Below are 20623 nucleotides of genomic sequence, written 5' to 3' on the forward strand. Positions count from 1 at the left end.
GCATTTTTTAAATTCAAACTGAGTATAAGAAATAAGATTGAGTTTTAAAATAAAATTTATTCATGCGATTGCCCTGCGTTATTTTGCTATTAAATGATAATTAAACAAAGAAACTCCTTACGAATTAAAGTTTAGAAGAAAAAAGAAGTTTTTGATGAAAATATACTTGATTGACAATTTGATTATATTTTGATATTCTTATTGGATAAGTTGAAGTATTTAATTTGTGTTTTAATTCTATTTTGAAGGGGGGAATAGTATGGAGAAGGAGATGGCTCCTCAAAAAATAATCAGAATTGTTTGGGAGGCTTTAGAGAAGGACAGTCTAAATGAAGTTTGTGCTCAGTATGGTATTCAAGAACCTCAACTTGAAGAGTGGAAAGATATAATTTTAGATCTGACTGATAATAAAGAAAGTTGTTTATTCTCTCAAGATAAAAGTAAGGAATTTTCTAAGTTAGAAAAGGAGCTACAAGATATTATTGAAAGTCAAGTGAAAGATAAAACTTTGAAAGATAAATTAGAGAGTTTAATAGGAGTTTATAATAAAAGATTAGCAAAAGTTCAAAATAAGTATGATAAGCTCTTTAATAATATAAATGACTTACTTTTTTTTAGTAAGTTTGATTCTGAAGAACGAGGTAACTTTATTGAAGTTAATGAAAAAGCAGTTGAGTTGCTAGGCTATAGTAAAGATGAACTATTAAATATGGGCCCGCAAGATATAGTAACCTCTTTTAAAAGAAATAAGAAGCTGGACAGTGTTGGTAAGGATACTTTTGAAAAGAAATTCGTTACTAAGGATGGGCAAAAAATCCCCGTTGAAATAAACTCAAATATTTTTGAATTAGAGGGCGAAAAGTATATTTTAAGTATAGCTCGGGATATTACCGAAAGAAAGAAGTCAGAGAAAAAGATAAAAGAAAAGAGAAATCAACTTGAAATACTGAATCAGGAATACGAAACAATCTTCAATAATACTCAAGATGCTATGTTTATAATCAAAGTAGAAGATGAAAATACATATCGCTATTTAAGAACTAATAAAGCTTTTCAATTATTAACGGGACTTTCCTTAACAGAAGTTAGAGGTGAAACTCCTTGTGAAATTTTTACAGAGGAAGTTGCTAGGGAAGTTATAGATAATTATCGGCGCTGTTATAAAAGTAAAACTAGTATTGAGTATCAAGAAACCTTGGAGTTGCCTGTTGGTAAAAGAAATTGGCATACTATACTCTCTCCGGTAGTTAAAGAAGGGGAGGTTATACAGATTGTTGGTAGTGCTCGGGATATCACTGAGCAGAAGCGGGCCCGAGAAGAGCTGAAAAAAAGTGAAGCTAAATTTAAAAAATATATCAATAATGCTCCTTACGGAGTCTTTGTGTGTGATGAAAACGGTGAATATATAGAAGTTAATAAAACGGCTTGTGAAATGACAGGATATACAGAAGAAGAACTGATAGGTATGAACTTCAGGCAGCTAATTCCTCCGGAGAGCTATTCCCAGGCTGAACAAAGCTTTACTGAGCTACTTGATAAAGGTAGAAGTTATGTAGAGTTGGGCTTATTGCGTAAAGATGGAAGAGCTAAGTACTGGAGTGTTAATGCAGTTAAGTTGGCTGAGAATAGATTTTTAGGTTTTACCAGGGATATTACTCAACGTAAACAGGTTGAAGAAGTATTAGGAGAACAGCAGGCCTATTTTCAACAGTTATTTAATAAATCTCCGGAAGGAATTGCTCTCTTAGATAATGAGGAAAGAATAGCTATGATCAATAAAAGTTTTGAGGAAATTTTTGAATATAAATCTGCTGAAATCGAAGGTAGAAAAATAAATAAGGTTTTGGTTCCAGAATCAAAGCTGGCTGAAGTAAAACATATATTAGCTAAAGTCAAGCAGGGTGAAAGTTATACCGGAGAATCAGTCAGAAAAACAAAGTCAGATAATCAAATTAACGTAGCAATTAAAGCTTTTCCAATTAAGCTTGGTGATGATCAGTTAGGTATTTATGTTATTTATAAGGATATTACGGAACGTAAGGCTGAGGAATCTCGAATTAAATATTTATCTTTTCATGATCAGTTAACTGGTCTTTATAATAGAAGGTATTTTGAGAATGAAATGAAGCGTTTAAATAAGTCCCGTAAATTGCCAATAGCTATTATTGTAGTTGATATGGATGGTTTAAAAGAGATTAATGATAATTATGGACATCAAGAAGGTGATAGACATATAAAAATAATTGCTGATATTATTGACTCTTCCACTAGAGAAGCCGATATAGTAGCTAGAATTGGTGGTGATGAATTTGTGATCTTGCTTCCAGAGGCTGATGATGAGATTGCTAACAGTATCAAAGATAGAATTATCGATAAATGTAAATCCTTTACAAGAAATTTTAATCGTAAACTAAGTGTTTCTATTGGTTTTGCTATTAAAAATGAAAGAGATGAAGACTTAAATGAGACTTTCAAAAAAGCAGATGCGGAGATGTATAAATTAAAAAGACAGAAAAAGAGAAAAGAATTTTTTAAAAATAATTGCTAATTAAAGTAAAGCAAAAGAGGATGGCTTAAAGCTATGCTCTTTTTCATTTTGGGGGTGGAGAGTTAATAATGTTAACAATAAAGTGTGCTAAATGCAAAGATAAGATTATGAAATATAAAAAGATCGGCAAGGGGAGAGTGTTGAAATGCTGGGAAGGGAAGATTCGGAGACTATACGGAGAAGTTAAGGATGATCAACTGATCTGTAGTAGCTGTAATAATATAATTGGTGAGGTTAAGAGTAGATCCGGGAAGAACTATGTAGATATGGATCGAGAGCAGTTCACTTATAGTGGGCGCAAGATTCCGAAGTAATAGCTAGTAAATTTACACTGCAACTCATTATAAACATTACCTAATTGATGAGGTGTAGCTTTGTTATTCATTCATAAAGGTGTGGGGGATAAAATAGTAGAAACTATGTAGTAAGGTTAAATATAAAAATTCAATAATGGAGTAGGATTCAGATGTTAATAGATGCTTTGCAAATTGGTTCAGCTTTTAAAGAAGAGTTATCTCGGGCAGGGATTTTAGCAGCCAATGTGAGAGGGATATTCAATAAGGTTATTAATTTAGAACTGGAAACTAATAGTTTAGTTTCTATAGTTAGCGAGGATATTCTTAATGCTCCTAATAACTTAGTTGTAACTACTCCGCCGGCGTTTAGTTTAAAAGAATTAGGTATTAATTTAGGAGCTGAGGTTAAGTTAACTCCTAGGGAGATTAGTTTTGAAAAGGCTGGCTTTAGAATTGATTTGAGCGAGGTTGAAGTCTGGACTAGCAACTTAAGTTGGGAAGGGTTAGCTGTAGAATCAGGTATTTTGGCAGAAAACTTGGAATTTCTAAAAAAGATAGTAGTGCTGGAAGGCGCTCATGAAGGATTAGGAGAGTTGGCTAAATTTGCTGAGCAGATAGTTACTGGCCGTTGTTTAAACTGTGAGTTTGACTATGTCTCTGAATTGCTTTATTCGGTGGTATTTAGCCTAGTTAAAGCGGTGTTGATTGGTGAGCAAGACTTAATAGCTAAGAATTCCAAGCGATTATTGGGATTGGGCCCGGGTTTAACCCCTGCTGGTGATGATTTTTTATTAGGTTTTTATACTATGTTGGTTTTACTGGAGCAGAGGACTAAGCTAGTCTATCTTACTCAGGAAATTAAAGATGAGATTTTAACAGCAGCTGAAGCAAAGACTACTTTAGAAAGCAGAACTATGTTGAGATATGTTTTGGAAGCTCAAGTGCCGGAGATAATCCTCAAGCTGCTGGCGAGTTTATTTACAACTGAGGAGACGGAAGTTTTTTGTAATACTTTAAGACTGTTAGATCGCGGTAGTACTTCGGGAACCGATATAGCTACTGGAATTTTAATAGGTGGTTATACTTTATTAACAGAGTTATAAAGCGCGGGAGATAAAGGAGGAAACTTTGATGGCTAAACGAGTAAAAATTAAGGAAAATAACTACTATGATTCGGTAACTTTGATGTCTATTGCTAAGGATATTAAGTCCCAAGAAGGTATAAAGGAAGTAGTGGTAGTAATGGCTACTCCTCATAATAAAGAGTTATTGGAGAATGTGGGGCTATTAACTAGCGAGGTGGAAGAGGCTACTCCTAAAGATATGGTGATCGGCATTGAAGCTGATTCCGAAGCGGAGATTGCAAAGGCTTTAACTGCTACCGAGGAGGCTTTAGTAGCTAAGCGGAGCAGTGATGGAGATGAGAAGTATAGACCGCGGACTTTGGATTCGGCTATAAATACTTTGCCTGAGGCTAATCTGGCCTTGATCTCAGTTCCGGGAAACTATGCTCCAAAGGAAGCTAAAAAAGCTTTAAAGAAAGGCTTACACGTAATGCTGTTTAGTGATAATGTGTCTGTAGAAGCAGAGGTAGAGCTTAAAGAGTTGGCAGCTGAAAAGGGCCTGTTGATGATGGGCCCGGACTGTGGAACGGCGATTATTAATAATAAACCACTGGCCTTTGCAAATGTGGTTAATGAAGGAGATATTGGTTTAGTGGCAGCTTCGGGAACAGGAGCCCAGGAGATAACAGTGATTATCGACAGCAAGGGAGCTGGAGTTTCGCAAGTGATTGGTACTGGAGGTAGAGATTTATCGGTGGAAGTTGGTGGTCTAGAGATGAGCAAGGGCTTAAAAGCTTTAGCAGCCGATAAGCAGACGCAGGTTATTGTTTTAGTTTCCAAGCCTCCGGCACCGGAGGTGGCTAAAAAAGTATTAACTGAAGTGGAGCAGATAGATAAGCCAGTAATAGTCAACTTTTTAGGCGGTAAGCAGGAGTTATTTACAGACTCTAAAGCGATTTACAGTAGTAATTTAGAAGAAGCTGCTCTTAAAGCTGTAGCTTTGAGTAAGGGTGAAGAATATCAATTTCAAGAGTTTAGCCTTGATGAAGAAAAAATAGAAGAGATAGTGAATCAAGAGCTAAGTAAGTATAGCTCAGAGCAGCAGTACTTACGGGCCCTATATACTGGAGGTACACTCTGTGATGAAGCAATGTTGATCCTGGCTGAAGAGTTGGAGAGTATTTATTCTAATATTCCGCTCAAGGAAGAGTGGGCCCTAGTAGATAACGGGGTAAGTCAGCAGCATACAGCCTTGGACTTAGGTGAGGATGAGTTTACCCAAGGTCGGCCCCACCCGATGATTGACCCTTTAACTAGAACAGAACGTTTAGCTCAGGAAGCTGAGGATGAAGAAGTAGCCGTTTTATTGGCTGATGTAGTCTTAGGCTATGGCTCTCACGCTGACCCGGCTGGCGAGCTGGCTAAAGCTATTAAATCGGCTCAGCAAAAAGCAGCAGCGCGGGGGGGACACTTAACAGCGATTCTTTCAGTTTGCGGAACCGAGGCTGATCCTCAAAATATGGCTGAGCAGGTGGAAAAGCTAGAGCAGGCGGGAGCGATTGTAATGCCTAGTAATGCTCAAGCAGCTAGATTAGCCACTAGAATTGTCAAAGAGATAAATAATTAATAAGGCGGTGCGAGAAATGAGCAAAAAAGTTTTAGAGCTTTTTCAAAAAGAGTTACAGGTAGTTAATATTGGTCTAGAGTCCTTTGCTGAAAACTTGCAGGAAGAAGAAGTAGAGGTAATCCAACTGGATTGGGAACCACCAGCTGGTGGGGATGAAGAGTTGGCTTCGATATTGGATTCTTTGATGGATTAGATTTAGTTATTAGTCGTCAGTTGTCAGTCTTCAGCTATCAGTTAAAAGCATTCCAACATTGTATTTTCTTTAATATTTTAGGTTTTTGAATTAACTGATGACTAAAAGCTGATAGCTGACAGCTAAAATTAAAGGAGGTTATATGAAATGGTGAGTATTAAAGAAGCAAATCAGGAAGCTGTAGCCATAATGCAGAAATCAGAACCAGTTTTAGTGGATATGGGGATAGCCGGAGAGGTACTGCCGGGGATGACCGAGAAGACTATTCTTCACGCTGGGCCGCCAGTGGAATGGGAGGATATGTGCGGGCCCATGCGCGGAGCAGTGATTGGCGCTTTAATCTATGAAGGTTTAGCAGATAATGAAGAGGAAGCAGTTGAACTGGCTGGCTCAGGAGAGATAGACTTTGCTCCTTGTCATCATTATCAGGCAGTAGGACCTATGGCCGGAGTTACTTCAGCTTCAATGCCAGTCTATGTAGTTGAGAATAAAGAACACGGGAATCAGGCTTTTTGTACAGTTAACGAAGGTTTAGGTAAAGTGTTAAGATATGGAGCCTATGCTGAGGAAGTAATTGAAAAGCTAAAATGGATTGAAAAGACCTTAGCTCCCGCCTTTAAAAAGGCTTTGGATTTAATTGAAAGTGGAATTAATATTAAAAATATGACTTCCCAGGCCTTACATATGGGCGATGAGTGCCATAATCGGAATAAGGCCGGAACAGCGCTTTTCATCAGAGAGATTACACCCTACTTATTGAAGGCCGGAGTGGAGCCCCAAGTAGTAAGTGAGATCGTTGAATTTATGGGTGAAAATGAACACTTTTATCTAAATATTTCTATGGCGGCCTGTAAGGCCACTATGGATGCTGCTCACGGAATCGAAGGTAGTACTATTATTACTGCTATGGCTAGAAATGGAGTTGAATTTGGAATTCGAATTAGCGGTTTAGGAGATCAATGGTTTACCGGGCCGGCCCAAGTAATTGATGGTCTCTTTTTCCCAGGTTATAGTACTGAAGATGCTAATCCTGATATCGGCGATAGTACTATTTCCGAAACAGCAGCTATTGGCGGCTTTGCTATGGCAGCAGCTCCAGCAATAGTAGGCTTTGTAGGCGGGACTCCTGAAGATGCAGTTAAGTTTACTAAGTCAATGTATGAGATTTCCGTAGCTGAAAATGAAACCTTCACTATTCCGAGTATGAACTTTCGCGGTACAGCCACCGGGATAGATGTGAGAAAGGTAGTAGAGACTGGGATTTTACCGGCTATTAATACTGGTATTGCTCACAAAGATCCAGGAGTAGGACAGGTAGGAGCTGGTTTGGTAGATCCTCCTAAAGAGTGTTTTGAAGATGCTATTAGGGCTTTTGCTAAGGAGTATAAAGGGTAAATTCAAATGATAGAGGACAGAGGATAGAGGCGACGCGGAGCTAGTGCCAGTGGTGATAGATAAAGTTCAAAAGATTAGTTTTGCTATTAGAATATTGTTATAATGTTGCGTTGGTGGTGGAGGCCAAACAGGTATTTCACGCTAAAAAAGTTTATTTTAGTACTTCTAAAACTCATCTCCACTCAAATAAGAACCCGCCAATTTTAATTAGAAAAATTGGCTAAACCAGTTCTTATTTGAGCTCCAATTCGTTAAGAAGCACTAAAAAATAAACTTTAATATCGCTTAGAAACACCTGTTTGGCCGTGCTGATAACGTAATAACTATTTTAACCTACAAGTTGATATGTTTCAAAGAGCGACTTTCACTGCCTTTTCAATTCAAATACGAAAGGTGAAGCCAGCACTAGCATATCGAATACGTCGTAAAATAGCCCGGAGGCAGGAGATCTGTAGGATATTTGCCCTTAGTTCAAATCTTCAGCAAAAGCACCAAATCTACTCTTTGCTCCTTGGCTTTCTATCATAGCCAGCATTGCTTTGTATGCTGGCTATGCCGACTGAACGGCAAGTGGTTGAAACATATCAACTAGCTCAGGCTTCCTTTAATGATGATATTGGCAATGCAACATTAGAACGATAGTGTTTCGTTATTTAAAGACAAAATTCAAGGAGGAGATAACTTATGAGCAACACTACCAAACCTTTAGCTGGAGTTAAAGTGCTGGATCTAACCAGAGTTCTAGTAGGGCCCTACTGTACCATGATGCTAGAAAATCTAGGAGCCGATATAATTAAAGTAGAAAGGCCAGAAACTGGTGATGACTCTCGAAACTTCGGGCCCTTTTTTGAGGACGGAGAAGAAAGTGCTTACTTTGTCAGTTTAAATAGCGGTAAGCGGAGTATTGTACTTAATTTAAAAGAAGAAGAGGACTTAACTACTTTCAAAAAGCTGGTGCAACAAGTAGATATATTAGTGGAAAACTTTCGTCCAGGAACTATGGAGAAGTTAGGAATAGGTTACGAAACTTTAAAGGAGCTTAATCCAAAGCTTATTTATGCTGCTGCTTCGGGCTTTGGTCATAGCGGGCCCGATTCGCAAAAAGCAGCCTATGATATGATAGTTCAAGCAGCTAGCGGAATAATGAGTATTACTGGTCATCCTGAGGGCCCGCCGGTGAGAGTTGGAGTCTCTATCGGCGATATTGTAGCCGGAATATTTACTGCTACTGGAGTCCTAGCGGCTCTCTATCAGCGCACAGTGACTGGGGAAGGACAGAAGGTGGATGTAGCTATGTTGGACTGTCAGGTAGCTATTTTGGAGAATGCAATTGCTCGTTATATGGTAGAGGGAGAGCCGCCAGAGCCTATGGGGGCTAGACATCCTTCGATTACTCCTTTTCAGGCTTTTAAAGCTCAGGACGGCTGGTTTGTAATTGCTGCCGGTAACGATGTTCTTTGGGCCAAATTATGTGAGGCGCTAGAGCGAGAAGACTTGGTAGAAGATCCTCGTTTTAAGAATAATGCTGATCGAACTGAAAATATAGATCAATTAGTTGAAATTTTAGAGGGTGAACTGGCTACTAAGACTGTAGCGGAGTGGCAAGAGATTTTAGATGAATACGGAGTGCCTAGCAGTCCTATTAATACTGTCGATAAGCTATTTGATGATCCGCAGTTGGCAGCTAGAAATATGTTGGTTAACTTAGAGGGTTATAGTGAAGAGATGTTTGTAGCTGGAAATCCAATTAAGATGAGTAACTTACCAGAGGAAGAGTCTAAGCCGAGAGCTCCTAAGTTAGGGGAGCATACTGAGGAGATAATTGCGGAGTTGTTAGAGGAATAAGGAATATCGGTTTATTATTTATTGAGTGTAGGGGCCAAACCGGTATTTCACGTTAGAAAAGATTATTTCTATGCTTCTAAAACTTATCTCCACTAAAATAAGAACCTGCCAATTTTAATTAGAAAAATTGGCTAGACCAGTTCTTATTTTAGTTCCGATTCGTTAAGAAGCATTACAAAATAATCTTTAATATCACTTAGAAACACCGGTTTGGCCGTGCTGATAACGGAAACTTGCAAGTTGATATGTTTCAAAGAGCGACTCTCACTGCCTTTTCAATTTAAATACGAAAGGTGAAGCCAGCACTAGCATATCGAATACGTCGTAAAATAGCCCGGAGGCAAGGATGCCGGGAGGGCTATTTTTGAGAGTGAAGGAGGCACGGAGGCTCACTAACCTTCCAATCTAATTACGCAAGGTAAGGTTAGTGCTAGTACATCGAGCACGTCGGACTGAACGGCAAGTGGTTGAAACATATCAACTAGCTCAGGCTTTCGTTAATAGCTATATCGTGAACGCGACAATATAACAATAATGATCAAAAAAACTATTTATAAAGGAGAGATTAATCATGAAACTATACGACTTAACTCAACCGTTGAGTACTTCTACCCCACCGTGGCCTACTTATGAGCCTTTGGAGGTTAAGTATTTTAAGAGGTTGTCTACGGAAAGAGTGAATGGTCAGTTGATTAGTACTAGTAACCACGTAGGTACTCACCTAGATGGAGAGCGTCACTTTTGGACTGCGGGGAGAGATATTGCTAGTGTGCCCTTAGAAGAGTTAGTAGGGCCCGGAGTAGTAGTTGATCTTAGCGATGCTGTAGGAGAATACGGAATCTATACTTCGGAGATGATTGAAGAGCGAGTGGAAGTTAAGCAGGGTGATATTTTGATTATTCATACCGGTTACCATCACTATGCTTATAACAAAGAAGAAGCCGATGAGGAGGCCTATATGTGTAAGCACCCGGGCCCGAATATGGAGTTTGCTGAGTGGTGTAAGGAAAAGGAGATTAAGTGGATTGGCGTGGACTGCGGTTCTGCTGACCACCCGATGAATACGGTGATTCGTAAACTACGTCCTGACTTAGCCGAGGAGTGTGAAGAAAAACTAGGTCAACCTTTGACTGAGATCTTCCCCGATGAGGGTCGTCAGTTGATGCATACTAAGTTATTTCCAGAGGGAATTATTCATGTTGAGAATTTAGGCGGAGAAATAGATAAAATATTGAATCAGCGGATTGCTATTGGTTGTTTCCCTTGGCGATTTGTAGATGGAGAGTCCAGTATCTGTCGAGTAGTAGCCTTTGAGGGAATGGAGGCCTTATTTTAAATGAAAAACTTTATAGCAGCCGGAGTACAGATAGCAGTTGAACCTAATAATGTAGAAGCTAATTTAAAGAAAGTGGTAAAGTGGATAGATAAGGCAGTAGAGGAGCATGATGCAGAGTTAATTGTTTTTCCAGAGAGTATAACTACCGGATTTGATCCGGCTATGCCTGTAGAAGAGCTATATCAGTTAGTAGATACTATCCCTGGTCGTTTAACGGAGCCTATTGCTAAGGCAGCTAAAAAACACGGAGTTTATGTGGTACTGCCTACTTATGAACGGGGTGAGAACGAAAAGATAGTTTATAATTCTTCGGCTTTAATCGGGCCCGACGGAGAAATAGTAGGCGTTTATCGCAAGACTCATCCTTTTCCTACCGAGAGAATAGCTGGTGGAGGCTGGTGTACTCCCGGTGAGCAGGCTGAGGTTTACGATACTGAGTTGGGTAAAATCGGCATGATTATCTGTTATGATGGTGACTTTCCGGAGTTAAGCAGACTATTGGCCGTCAAAGGAGCCGAGATAATAGTTAGACCTGCGGCTTTATTGAGAAGCTTTGATATCTGGGAGATGACTAATCAAGCTAGAGCCTATGATAACCATGTCTATCTGATTGGAGTTAATGCAGTAGGACCTGATGCAGGTAATAACTATAACTTCGGTCACAGTATGATTGTTAGTCCGATTGCTCAGAAGCTGGCCCAGGCTCGGGGAGTAGAAGAGATTATTGCTGTAGAACTGGATAATGATCCGCTTAAGAATGTCAGCTATGGTACTAAGTCGCCAATGATCTTTGACCATTTAGAAGACAGAAATATAGGCATTTATCAAGAGATTCTTAAAGAAGCTAAAAGCCAGTTTGAGCCGGCGCAAAGAATTCCTTATCAAAAAAGTAATGATTAGTAAGTTTTTAAACCCTAGTTGTCAATGACAATTAGGGTTTTTCATTTTCAATAATCCTGACTTGTGAAAAAGATAACTAGTTGTGAAAGTAAACCGTTTTCTCTGCTGACACGTTCAAATAAAAGCATAAAAAATATCAATAAGGAGCATCTGTTAATAAAAAATAGGGTTTTTCATTAATGATAACTCCAAATAGTGAAAAAAATAACAAAAAAAATACAAGTTACTACTTGCACAAGTAAACTATTTTTGTTATAATATATTCGAATGTGAACATAACTAAAACTAATAAGGGGGAGTTATTAATGAAGAAATGGTTAGCTATTGGTTTGTCAATTGCAATTATTTTTGGTGCAGTAGGCTTAGTAACGCTACAAGATACTGATGCTGCTGCTTGGACTTATGAAGATGCCGACTATAGAGGAGTTTTTGCTGATGGTGGTGACGACCAGGTAAATGTTCAGTTTACTTTAGAGGATAATATAATTACTGATATTAGTTATAGACATCTATACTACGGAGGAACAGATTACGAAGAATTAGAGGAAGGCGATTCTTTGTACGGGGTTACTGAACAGTATGAGCAAGTATTAGATTATTTAGAGGGTAAGGATGTTAGAAATAGTCTAGAAGAGCTTTATGATCCAGGTAACGTTATTGATGATGTAGATGGCTTTTCTGGAGCTACTTTAAGAGCTAATAAGGTAATCTCTGCTGTAAGAGATGCCTTAAATAGAGGTGCTTATCGCTACTAATAAGCTACATAATTAATTTAAATTAGCAGCTATATATTATTTAGCAAGTAGGGCCCGGCACTTGGTTTTTAGATTCAGTTGCCGGGCTTATTTATTAAACAGGTTTTGAAAAATGAGATTTTGAATTTTAATTATTTTAGTTTAAGGGGAGGAATTTGATAATGAAAAAGTCTATACCCAAGTTAATCTTAATTGTCTTAGTAGTTAGTGCTTTAGCTTTAGTGGGGTGTCGTGGTGAAGAACCTGCTCCGGATGATACTGAGGTAGAAGTAAGAGCACCATTTCAAACCAGTGCTTATGAAGATGCCGATTATAGAGGTATTTTCAAGGATGGTGGTGACCAACAGGTAAATATTCAGTTTACTTTAGAAGATAATATAATTACTGATGCTAGTTATAGGCATTTATATTATGGGGGAACAGATTACCAAGAGTTAGAGGAAGGCGATGCCTTGTACGGTGTTACTGAACAGTATGAGCAAGTATTAGACTATCTAGAAGGTAAGGATGTTAGAGATAGTCTACATGCTCTTTACGAACCAGGAGATGTAATTGAAGATGTGGATGGTTTTTCTGGAGCTACTTTAAGAGCTAATAAGGTTATTTCAGCCGTTAGAGATGCTCTTAACAGAGGAGCTTATAGATATTAAAACTGTTTTTATTAAATCCGACAGTTGAATTTTAACTGTCGGATTTATATTTTTAAATTAATATTTGTAAAAAGAAAGGAAGAAGAGTATTGGAAGATGTAGATAAGGTTGCTAATTTTTTTAAACTGTTTACTAATAAAGCAAGACTTAAGATAATTATTCTTTTAGCTCAGGAGAAATTGCCAGTTTATGAAATTAAGAAAGAACTTGATATTTCCCAACCGAGTGCTTCTCATCATTTGAATATATTAAAAAAAGAAGGTTTGATAAACTCTGTTCGTCAAGGTAGTTGTGTATACCATTCTTTAGATAAAAAACTTTTTAAGCTATTTGATTATATTCAACTAGAGTTTTCAGAACTATATGAATCATTTTTACAGTCCACTACTAGTTCTAAATGCAGAGATGAAAAGTAGATTAAGACTGCCCAGGGATTGTAAATAATATTATTATTTGATATAATATAAAAGCATATTCTTTGCTTTGTTGTAGATAGTATAAGGCTTCAGCCCTTATGCTATTTTTTAATGTTAAAATACTAAAACTGTTAAAGTTTAGGATAAATTGTTATTAGCTATTTTGACTTTAAGAAAGGAGGAATACTCTTGGAAAAGAGGGAGTTTGAAGTACAAGATCCTTTGTATAAGTACGTCAAGGTGCCGGAGGTAATTCAGCAAGCTAGTGGTATTCAGATCTTAAACCAATACATAAAATCAATTATTTTTACTACCGATGTAGTAATCATTAAAAATAACGATGCCGATGCGATAATGGCCGTTTATCCTTTTACTCCTCAACCTATCTTAGCTCAGGCTTTGGCTACTGTAGCTAATATGCCTTTGATTGTGGGAGTAGGAGGAGGTACTACTCAAGGGGAGAGAGCGGTAGATTTGGCTTTGGATGCGGAGTTTCAAGGAGTGCTGAGTGTAATTCTCAATGCTCCTATTGATAATCAGACTTTGGCTGCTATCAAGGAAAAGGTTAGGATTCCGGTTATTGCTTCGGTGGTTGCTACCGAAGGGGTGGAGGGGCGCTTAGAAAATGGAGCCGATATTTTGAACGTTTGTGCGGGCCCAAAGACAGTTGAAATAGTCGCCTCGATTCGCAAACAGTATCCTGATGTTCCTATTATTGCTACTGGAGGTCAGAGTGAAGAGTCGATTCAACGAACTATTGAAGCTGGAGCTAATGCTATTATCTACACTCCACCGACAATTACTAAGTTAATGAAAGAACTGATGGATGTTTATCGCCAATAAGGGTGTTGCTTCTTTGACTAAAGCTATGCTATAATGATAAGGGCTGTCAAAAAAGGATATATTATATAATCAAGAGGGGATGGTGAAAGTAATGAAGATCGATGAAACAATGGTAGAAAAGGTAGCAATGCTGTCTAGGTTAGAGCTATCAAGCTCCGAAAAAGAACAGATGACTGAACAGTTAAACGATATTTTGGAGTATGCCGATGAGTTAAATGAGCTAGAAACTGAGGATATAGAACCTACAGCTCATGCTTTACCGATTAAGAATGTTTTTAGAGAAGATAAAGTAGGAGAGTCTTTAGCTAGAAAAGATGCTTTAAAGAATGCTCCCCAAAAGGAAGCAGGTTCTTTTAAAGTACCGCAAATTATAGAAACTGACGAATAAGGAGGATTTGCCAATGGAAATTTATGAACTAACTGCTCATCAATTACATGAAAAACTTAAGGCTGGTGAAGTTAGTGCTCAAGAGATAGTAAAAGGCCTTTACCAACGAATTGAAGATGTTGAAGACGATGTTAAAGCTTATATAACCTTGACTAAAGAAAGAGCTTTGGAGCAGGCTAAAAAGGTAGATCAGCAGCTTGCCGATGGCGAAGAAATTGGTGCTTTAGCCGGGATTCCGATAGCTTTGAAGGATAATATGTGTACTGAAGGAATTAAGACTACCTGTGCTTCAGAGATACTACATAATTTTAAACCTCCTTATAATGCTACGGTAGTGGAGAAATTAGAGGAGGCAGAGACGGTATTACTTGGTAAGACCAATCTAGATGAGTTTGCTATGGGTTCCTCTACTGAAAATTCAGCCTTCTTTACTACTAAAAACCCTTGGGATTTGGATAAAGTGCCTGGTGGTTCCAGCGGTGGTTCAGCAGCAGCTGTAGCAGCAGGAGAGGCTGTGCTTGCTATTGGTTCCGATACTGGAGGATCTATTCGCCAGCCAGCTTCTTTATGTGGAGTAGTAGGGATGAAGCCTACCTATGGTTTTGTTTCTCGTTACGGGTTAATAGCCTTTGCTTCTTCTTTGGATCAGATAGGGCCTTTTAGCAAAGATGTAAGCGATTGTGCTTTAGCTTTGAACTATATCTGTGGCCATGACCCTCGGGATTCTACTTCTGCTGAGCGGGAAGTACCGGACTTTACTGAATCTTTAGTTGACGATGCGTCTGGAATGAAGATCGGTGTTCCTAAAGAGCTAATGGATGAAGGGATAGAGGCAGAGACTAGAGAGGCTGTTAAGAAAGCTATAGCTAAGTTTGAAGAGTTGGGGGCAGTCTGTGAAGAGGTCTCTTTACCCCATTCCGAATATGCGCTCTCAGCTTACTATTTGATTGCTCCAGCCGAAGCTAGTTCTAACTTAGCTCGTTATGACGGAGTAAGGTATGGACATCGCAGTCCAGAGGGTCAAGGTCTCTTGGATATGTTTACTAAGACACGTAGTGAAGGCTTTGGTGATGAAGTTAAAAGAAGGATAATGCTCGGTACTTATGCTTTAAGCTCGGGTTACTACGATGATTATTATCTTAAAGCGCAGAAGGTGAGGACTTTGATTAAAGAGGACTTTGCTAAGGCCTTTGCTGAGTATGACCTATTACTTTCTCCTACTTCGCCTTTTACTGCTTTTGGAGTTGGAGAGAAGACTGATAGCGATGATCTATTACAGATGTATATATCTGATTTATGTACCGTTCCAGCTAATTTAGCAGGAATTCCTGGTATTTCAATCCCTTGTGGTTTCGATAGTCAGGGTTTACCTATCGGGTTGCAGTTATTAGGTGATTACTTTGCGGAAGAGAAGTTAATTCAAGCCGCTTATACCTTTGAACAAAATACCGATTTTCATCAACAGAGAACCGAGATATAATTAAATTTGGAGGTGCAAGGAATGCTTAAAGACTATGATATTACTATTGGCCTAGAGGTTCACGCCCAGTTAGATACTGAAACTAAGATTTTCTGCTCCTGTAGTACAGAGTTTGGAGCAGAACCTAATACTCATACCTGTCCTGTTTGTCTAGGAATGCCGGGAGTATTGCCGGTGCTTAATAAGCAGGCTGTGGAATATGCTATTAAAGCTGGTTTAGCTTTAAACTGTGAAATTACTGATTTTAGTAAATTTGATCGCAAAAACTACTTTTATCCTGATTTACCTAAAGCCTATCAAATTTCTCAGTTTGATTTACCGCTTTGTGAAGAGGGATATATAGATGTGATGACTGATGAAGAGAGTGTCAGGATTGGCATTAATCGGATTCATATGGAAGAGGATGCTGGCAAGCTGATCCATGCTCAAGGAGGAGAAAGCTTAGTTGATTATAATCGGGGGGGAACTCCTTTAATCGAGATTGTAACTGAGCCGGATATTACTTCGCCCATTCAAGCTACTGCTTATTTGAAAAAATTAAAGAATATCTTAGAGTACTTAGAGGTTTCTGACTGCAATATGGCCGAAGGCTCTTTAAGGTGTGATGCTAATATTTCTCTTAAACCTAAAGGTCAAAGCGAATTAGGAGTTAAGACTGAACTTAAAAATATGAACTCTTTTAAGGCTATTGAAAAGGCCTTAACTTATGAGATCAAGCGACAGCGTAAGCTTTTAAAAGAGGGTGGCAAAGTAGTACAGGAGACTAGAACCTGGGACGATGAGGTGGAGAAGACCTTTTCTATGCGCAGCAAGGAAGAGGCCCATGACTATCGTTATTTCCCAGAACCAGACTTAGTTCCTTTAGAGGTTGATGAAGCTTGGTTGCAGGAGATCAAAGAAGAAATTCCGGAGTTACCTAAAGCTCGTCGAGAACGCTTTGTAAATGAATTAGGTTTACCGGAGTACGATGCCGAAGTTTTAACCGATTCTAAATCGATTGCTGACTTCTTTGAAGCGGTTCTAGAGGAGTACGATGATCCTAAGACCGTTAGTAACTGGATGATGGGTGATATGTTACGTTTATTAAATGAAGAAGAGTTGGAGATTGAGGAAATAAAGATTGAACCGGTAGAGCTGGCCCAGATGTTAAAGTTAATGGATGACGGAACTATCTCCAGTAAAATTGCTAAGACTGTTTTTGAAGAGATGTTTAACACTGGTAAAAAACCGGAGACTATTGTAGAAGAGAAAGGTTTAAAACAGATCAGTGACTCCAGTGAATTAGAAGGTATTATTGAGGAAGTATTAGCGGAGAACCAGTCTGCGGTAGAGGACTATCAAGCTGGAAATGAAAATGTAATTGGTTTCTTAGTTGGTCAGACTATGCAGGCTACTCAAGGTAAGGCCAATCCCCAGTTAGTAAATGAAATTTTGAGAAAAAAATTAGCAGATTAAGCTTAAAAGGCTCTTAACTGAAGTTAGGAGCCTTTTAGCAATTATAGTCTTAAAGTCTGATTTATTTAATTAATATAAGGATATTATAATATAGTAAAATCTTGACAAGGCAATTCTGATTATGTATAATATAAGTAATAATATTCAGCATTTTTGACAAAAGATTTTATTAATAATGAGTACTATCTACTCTTCATAAGTTAGCCTAATTATTCTAATTAAAACTTCTGCTCCTTTTATTCATTTCTTAGACTAAGAACTTATCTTAGATGCTTTTGTAGGTGGCTTATTCTCTGTCGGAAACTTATTATACAACTCGACTAGCTAATTAAATATTTGTTCAGCTTAATATCTGCTAGGTAGCTGTTCAAGATACATATAAAATCAATTTTATATGTAATTATAAAATAATAGCTCTATTACTTATTTGAATAGCAGTTCTAGTGCTTATTAGCAGGGAAGGTTTTTTTGTTAGTAGAATAATATATATAGATGCATGGTAGTTTTGATTTTTTTCACTGTTACTTTTTATACCTGAATATACTTACAATATAACTTTCATTTAAAACTTATATAATTAATTTATTAAAGAATAAATGATTTTCCTGATAAAAATTACTTACTATTTATTATATAATAGTAGATAGATAACACATTTAAAGTAATACAAATTAATTTTAGCTTTAAAAATTGGGTTGGTTATTATATTATCAGAAAATTATGAAAAAAGGAGGTGAAGATAAATGGATGAGCCTATGGAAGAGTATATGGAACAGTATGTGGATGAGAGTGGTCGGATCTATCTTTTTTTAATACTCTTTGCAGGTTGGTTTGTTATATCTGCTGAATTCACCGTAGTGTCTGCCATTGTGGGGGGAGTAATTGCCTTTATACCTGCTTTTTTAACCAAAGACTATTTTGTGAAGTTCGCAACGATAAGGTTGGTAACTAGGTTATTTACTGCTACAACTTTTATGTTACTATTGATTAAACAGGTTTTATTAGCCAGTTTAAAAGTTTCTTATTTAATTCTTCATCCCCAAATGTCCTTTAATCACGGCATTGTTAAGGTTCCTACTAAATTTGCAGGCAAAAATAAGGAAATTGCGATGAGTATTTTAGGAAATACAGTAACCTTAACTCCAGGAACTATGACTGTAGACTTAAATGTTGACAGTGGAGACTTGTATATCCATTGGATTGATATAGAAAGTAGGGAGCCAGCCAAGATGCGGGAGCTGATATATGGTAAGTTTGAAAACTTAATTGGGAGGATTTTTATATGATAGAGTACACTTTATTACTAGTATTGGGAATTGTTTTACTCTCCATAACCTTGACCTTTATTCGACTTGTCAAGGGCCCTACTGTTTTTGATAAAATTGCTGCTATTGATGCTATTGGAATTATGATTTTAGTAATCTTGATTTTATTAAGTATTTATTACGATCGCCATGCCTTTTTGGATGTAGCCTTTGTTTATGGATTATTACTCTTCATGTCAGTATTAATTTTAGCTAGATTCTTTATTAAGAAAAGGGAAGTGGAGGTGAAGGAAGATTAGCTTCTTATTTGAAGTGATAGGTAGTATTTTGATCTTCATTGGCTCTTGTTTCTTCTTAGTTACTGCCATAGGTATGTTACGTTTGCCAGACTTTTATACTCGTTTACACGCTGGGGCTAAGTGTATGACTGCCGGAGGAATTAGTATCATGTTAGGAGCTATTTTCGCCCAGGGTGTTCACTTTCATTCTTTAAAACTAATATTAGTTATAGCTTTTATGGGCATTGTGAATCCGGTTACAACGCATGCTATTTCTAGAGCTGCCTATTTATTTGGGATTGAACCTTGTCCTTGTGGAGAGAAAGTTGAAGATCATATTGTTTTTGATGATGATATTATTGGGGTAGAATCCTCTCAAAAAGTAAGTAAAGAATAAGTAAAAGGATGGGTGAAGAGTATGGATCAATTTATATATAATTTTTTATTATTAATTATGGTGGTTAGTGCTTTTGTGGCAGCATTTACTCCTAATCTTTTAGCTTCTGTAATTACTTTGATTGTTTTTAGCGGTTGTTTAGTAGTGATTTATGTAATTTTACAGGCTCCAGATGTAGCTTTAGCAGAAATAGTAATCTCAGGTGGGATTACTACCGGCTTATTTGTAGTTACTATTAGCAAAACGGAGGGAGTTGAATGAGAAAACTATACTGTTTTCTGTTAGTTATTATTTTGGCTGCTCTATTATTTATGGGTTTTGCTGGCTTTGAGGAAGTGGAGATGGAACTCAGTAACTATTATGTAGAAAATGCAGTGACGGATACAGGGGCTATTAACTTAGTAACAGCCATTTTATTTGATTATCGGGCCTTTGATACTTTAGGTGAAGCAACGGTGATCTTCACAGCTGCTTCTGCGGTAGCTTTTCTGGCTCCCAAAAAGGAAACTGGTCTATTAATAGATGGATTTTCAGTAATTGTACGCCAAAGTATTAACTTTGCTATTCCTTTTATCTTTGTAGCTGGAGGTTATTTTATAGTTTTTGGCCATTTATCTCCTGGCGGTGGCTTTACTGGGGGAGTAATTTTAGCTGTAATTTCTATTCTCTGGACTGTTACCTTTGATTTTGAGCATTCAGAAAGTAGATTAAACTTAGAATCTAAGTCTTTAATTGAGGATTTAGGAGCTTTAGCTTTTATCATTATCGGCATCATGGGGATAGTAGCCGGAGCTAACTTTTTAGCTAATAGTCAGGCTAGTTTTTATTTAGGTACACCGGGCAAAATATTTAGTGGAGGAATTGTTCCCTTTTTAAATATAGCAATCGGAGCTAAAGTAGGAGCTGGTTTGGCTATTATCTTTAATAGTTTAGTAGAGGGGGAGTAGAGTGGAAACAACTTATTTAGCAGTAGGGATTTTAATCTGTTTAGGAATCTATACGGTGATTAGCACTAAAAACTTAATTAAGATGGTGATTGGAATTAGTATTGTGGAGTCTGCTTTGATCTTATTATTGATTTTTGTAGGCTATAGACCCCAAGGTACAGTTCCAATCTTGGATCACGGTTATGATTTAGTTGTAGATCCGGTTCCGCAAGCTTTAGCTTTAACGGCGATTGTTATTGGGGCCAGTACAACTGCTTTAATGTTAGCTTTAGTAGTTAAGTTATATAAAAGATATGATACTTTGGATGTAAGTAAGATTAGAAAGCTGAGAGGTTAGTATATATTTTGAGCTTTAGATAATGCTACGTTAGGAGGTTGTAACAGTTGTTAAAATACTAGTAAAAACTATATAAAAGTTATAAAAACGCTTGAAGCTCTATCTATATTTTGATATACTATAGATAGAGCTGATAAAGATGAAACTATTAAATTCATCAGAAACCGCCGAGATATTGGGAGTTAGTGTTCAATCTTTAAGAAGGTGG

The 20623-nt window shown here is 37.5% G+C and carries 22 protein-coding genes; all 22 read left to right on the forward strand.

Annotated elements, in window-relative coordinates:
- Positions 1 to 259 precede the first annotated feature (259 nt).
- Positions 260 to 2548, forward strand: coding sequence for a sensor domain-containing diguanylate cyclase (locus tag MWH30_RS11115; protein ID WP_248664158.1), 2289 nt, complete (start codon positions 260 to 262; stop codon positions 2546 to 2548).
- Positions 2549 to 2616: 68 nt separating this feature from the next.
- On the forward strand, positions 2617 to 2862 hold the full coding sequence (locus tag MWH30_RS11120) for a hypothetical protein (RefSeq protein WP_248664159.1): 246 nt from the start codon (positions 2617 to 2619) through the stop codon (positions 2860 to 2862).
- Positions 2863 to 3014: 152 nt separating this feature from the next.
- A complete protein-coding gene (locus MWH30_RS11125) occupies positions 3015 to 3947 on the forward strand; it encodes an oxamate carbamoyltransferase subunit AllH family protein (protein WP_248664160.1) in 933 nt (310 codons plus the stop codon).
- A 28-nt stretch (positions 3948 to 3975) separates the two neighbouring features.
- Entirely contained in the window at positions 3976 to 5535 is a 1560-nt protein-coding gene (fdrA, locus tag MWH30_RS11130) for an acyl-CoA synthetase FdrA (RefSeq protein WP_248664161.1), read from the forward strand.
- A gap of 16 nt (positions 5536 to 5551) precedes the next feature.
- Positions 5552 to 5728, forward strand: coding sequence for a hypothetical protein (locus tag MWH30_RS11135; RefSeq protein WP_248664162.1), 177 nt, complete (start codon positions 5552 to 5554; stop codon positions 5726 to 5728).
- Between the two features lie 147 nt (positions 5729 to 5875).
- A complete protein-coding gene (locus MWH30_RS11140) occupies positions 5876 to 7123 on the forward strand; it encodes a YlbE family protein (protein WP_248664163.1) in 1248 nt (415 codons plus the stop codon).
- Positions 7124 to 7807: 684 nt separating this feature from the next.
- The gene (locus MWH30_RS11145; protein WP_248664164.1) at positions 7808 to 8968 is read left to right on the forward strand and encodes a CaiB/BaiF CoA transferase family protein; all 1161 of its coding nucleotides are present in this window, start codon (positions 7808 to 7810) and stop codon (positions 8966 to 8968) included.
- Positions 8969 to 9539: 571 nt separating this feature from the next.
- A complete protein-coding gene (locus MWH30_RS11150) occupies positions 9540 to 10304 on the forward strand; it encodes a cyclase family protein (protein WP_248664165.1) in 765 nt (254 codons plus the stop codon).
- On the forward strand, positions 10305 to 11204 hold the full coding sequence (locus MWH30_RS11155) for a carbon-nitrogen hydrolase family protein (RefSeq protein WP_248664166.1): 900 nt from the start codon (positions 10305 to 10307) through the stop codon (positions 11202 to 11204).
- A gap of 305 nt (positions 11205 to 11509) precedes the next feature.
- On the forward strand, positions 11510 to 11959 hold the full coding sequence (locus tag MWH30_RS11160; protein WP_248664167.1) for an FMN-binding protein: 450 nt from the start codon (positions 11510 to 11512) through the stop codon (positions 11957 to 11959).
- A gap of 161 nt (positions 11960 to 12120) precedes the next feature.
- On the forward strand, positions 12121 to 12609 hold the full coding sequence (locus MWH30_RS11165) for an FMN-binding protein (protein WP_248664168.1): 489 nt from the start codon (positions 12121 to 12123) through the stop codon (positions 12607 to 12609).
- An 89-nt stretch (positions 12610 to 12698) separates the two neighbouring features.
- The gene (locus MWH30_RS11170; RefSeq protein ID WP_248664169.1) at positions 12699 to 13025 is read left to right on the forward strand and encodes an ArsR/SmtB family transcription factor; all 327 of its coding nucleotides are present in this window, start codon (positions 12699 to 12701) and stop codon (positions 13023 to 13025) included.
- Positions 13026 to 13214: 189 nt separating this feature from the next.
- The gene (locus tag MWH30_RS11175; protein WP_248664170.1) at positions 13215 to 13868 is read left to right on the forward strand and encodes a beta/alpha barrel domain-containing protein; all 654 of its coding nucleotides are present in this window, start codon (positions 13215 to 13217) and stop codon (positions 13866 to 13868) included.
- Positions 13869 to 13959: 91 nt separating this feature from the next.
- A complete protein-coding gene (gatC, locus tag MWH30_RS11180; RefSeq protein WP_248664171.1) occupies positions 13960 to 14256 on the forward strand; it encodes an Asp-tRNA(Asn)/Glu-tRNA(Gln) amidotransferase subunit GatC in 297 nt (98 codons plus the stop codon).
- Between the two features lie 13 nt (positions 14257 to 14269).
- Entirely contained in the window at positions 14270 to 15736 is a 1467-nt protein-coding gene (gatA, locus tag MWH30_RS11185; RefSeq protein WP_248664172.1) for an Asp-tRNA(Asn)/Glu-tRNA(Gln) amidotransferase subunit GatA, read from the forward strand.
- Between the two features lie 21 nt (positions 15737 to 15757).
- The gene (gene gatB, locus MWH30_RS11190) at positions 15758 to 17191 is read left to right on the forward strand and encodes an Asp-tRNA(Asn)/Glu-tRNA(Gln) amidotransferase subunit GatB (protein WP_248664173.1); all 1434 of its coding nucleotides are present in this window, start codon (positions 15758 to 15760) and stop codon (positions 17189 to 17191) included.
- A 743-nt stretch (positions 17192 to 17934) separates the two neighbouring features.
- Positions 17935 to 18477 (forward strand): Na+/H+ antiporter subunit E, encoded by a 543-nt coding sequence (locus MWH30_RS11195; protein ID WP_248664174.1) that lies wholly within the window; start codon positions 17935 to 17937, stop codon positions 18475 to 18477.
- Positions 18474 to 18755 (forward strand): MrpF/PhaF family protein, encoded by a 282-nt coding sequence (locus MWH30_RS11200; protein ID WP_248664175.1) that lies wholly within the window; start codon positions 18474 to 18476, stop codon positions 18753 to 18755. The genes MWH30_RS11195 and MWH30_RS11200 overlap by 4 nt, the downstream gene beginning before the upstream one ends.
- 28 nt (positions 18756 to 18783) lie before the next feature.
- Positions 18784 to 19131 carry a monovalent cation/H(+) antiporter subunit G gene (mnhG, locus tag MWH30_RS11205; RefSeq protein ID WP_248664176.1) on the forward strand — a complete coding sequence of 116 codons (348 nt, stop codon included), beginning with the start codon at positions 18784 to 18786 and terminating at the stop codon, positions 19129 to 19131.
- A gap of 21 nt (positions 19132 to 19152) precedes the next feature.
- The gene (locus tag MWH30_RS11210) at positions 19153 to 19392 is read left to right on the forward strand and encodes a Na(+)/H(+) antiporter subunit B (protein WP_248664177.1); all 240 of its coding nucleotides are present in this window, start codon (positions 19153 to 19155) and stop codon (positions 19390 to 19392) included.
- Positions 19389 to 20078, forward strand: a complete 690-nt coding sequence (gene mbhE, locus MWH30_RS11215; RefSeq protein ID WP_248664178.1) for a hydrogen gas-evolving membrane-bound hydrogenase subunit E — start codon at positions 19389 to 19391, stop codon at positions 20076 to 20078. Before MWH30_RS11210 ends, mbhE begins: the two co-directional genes overlap by 4 nt.
- A gap of 1 nt (position 20079) precedes the next feature.
- Positions 20080 to 20415, forward strand: coding sequence for a sodium:proton antiporter (locus MWH30_RS11220; protein ID WP_248664179.1), 336 nt, complete (start codon positions 20080 to 20082; stop codon positions 20413 to 20415).
- Positions 20416 to 20623: the final 208 nt, after the last annotated feature.

It is taken from the genome of Fuchsiella alkaliacetigena (assembly GCF_023227765.1).
In the GTDB taxonomy this organism is placed as follows: domain Bacteria; phylum Bacillota; class Halanaerobiia; order Halobacteroidales; family Acetohalobiaceae; genus Fuchsiella; species Fuchsiella alkaliacetigena.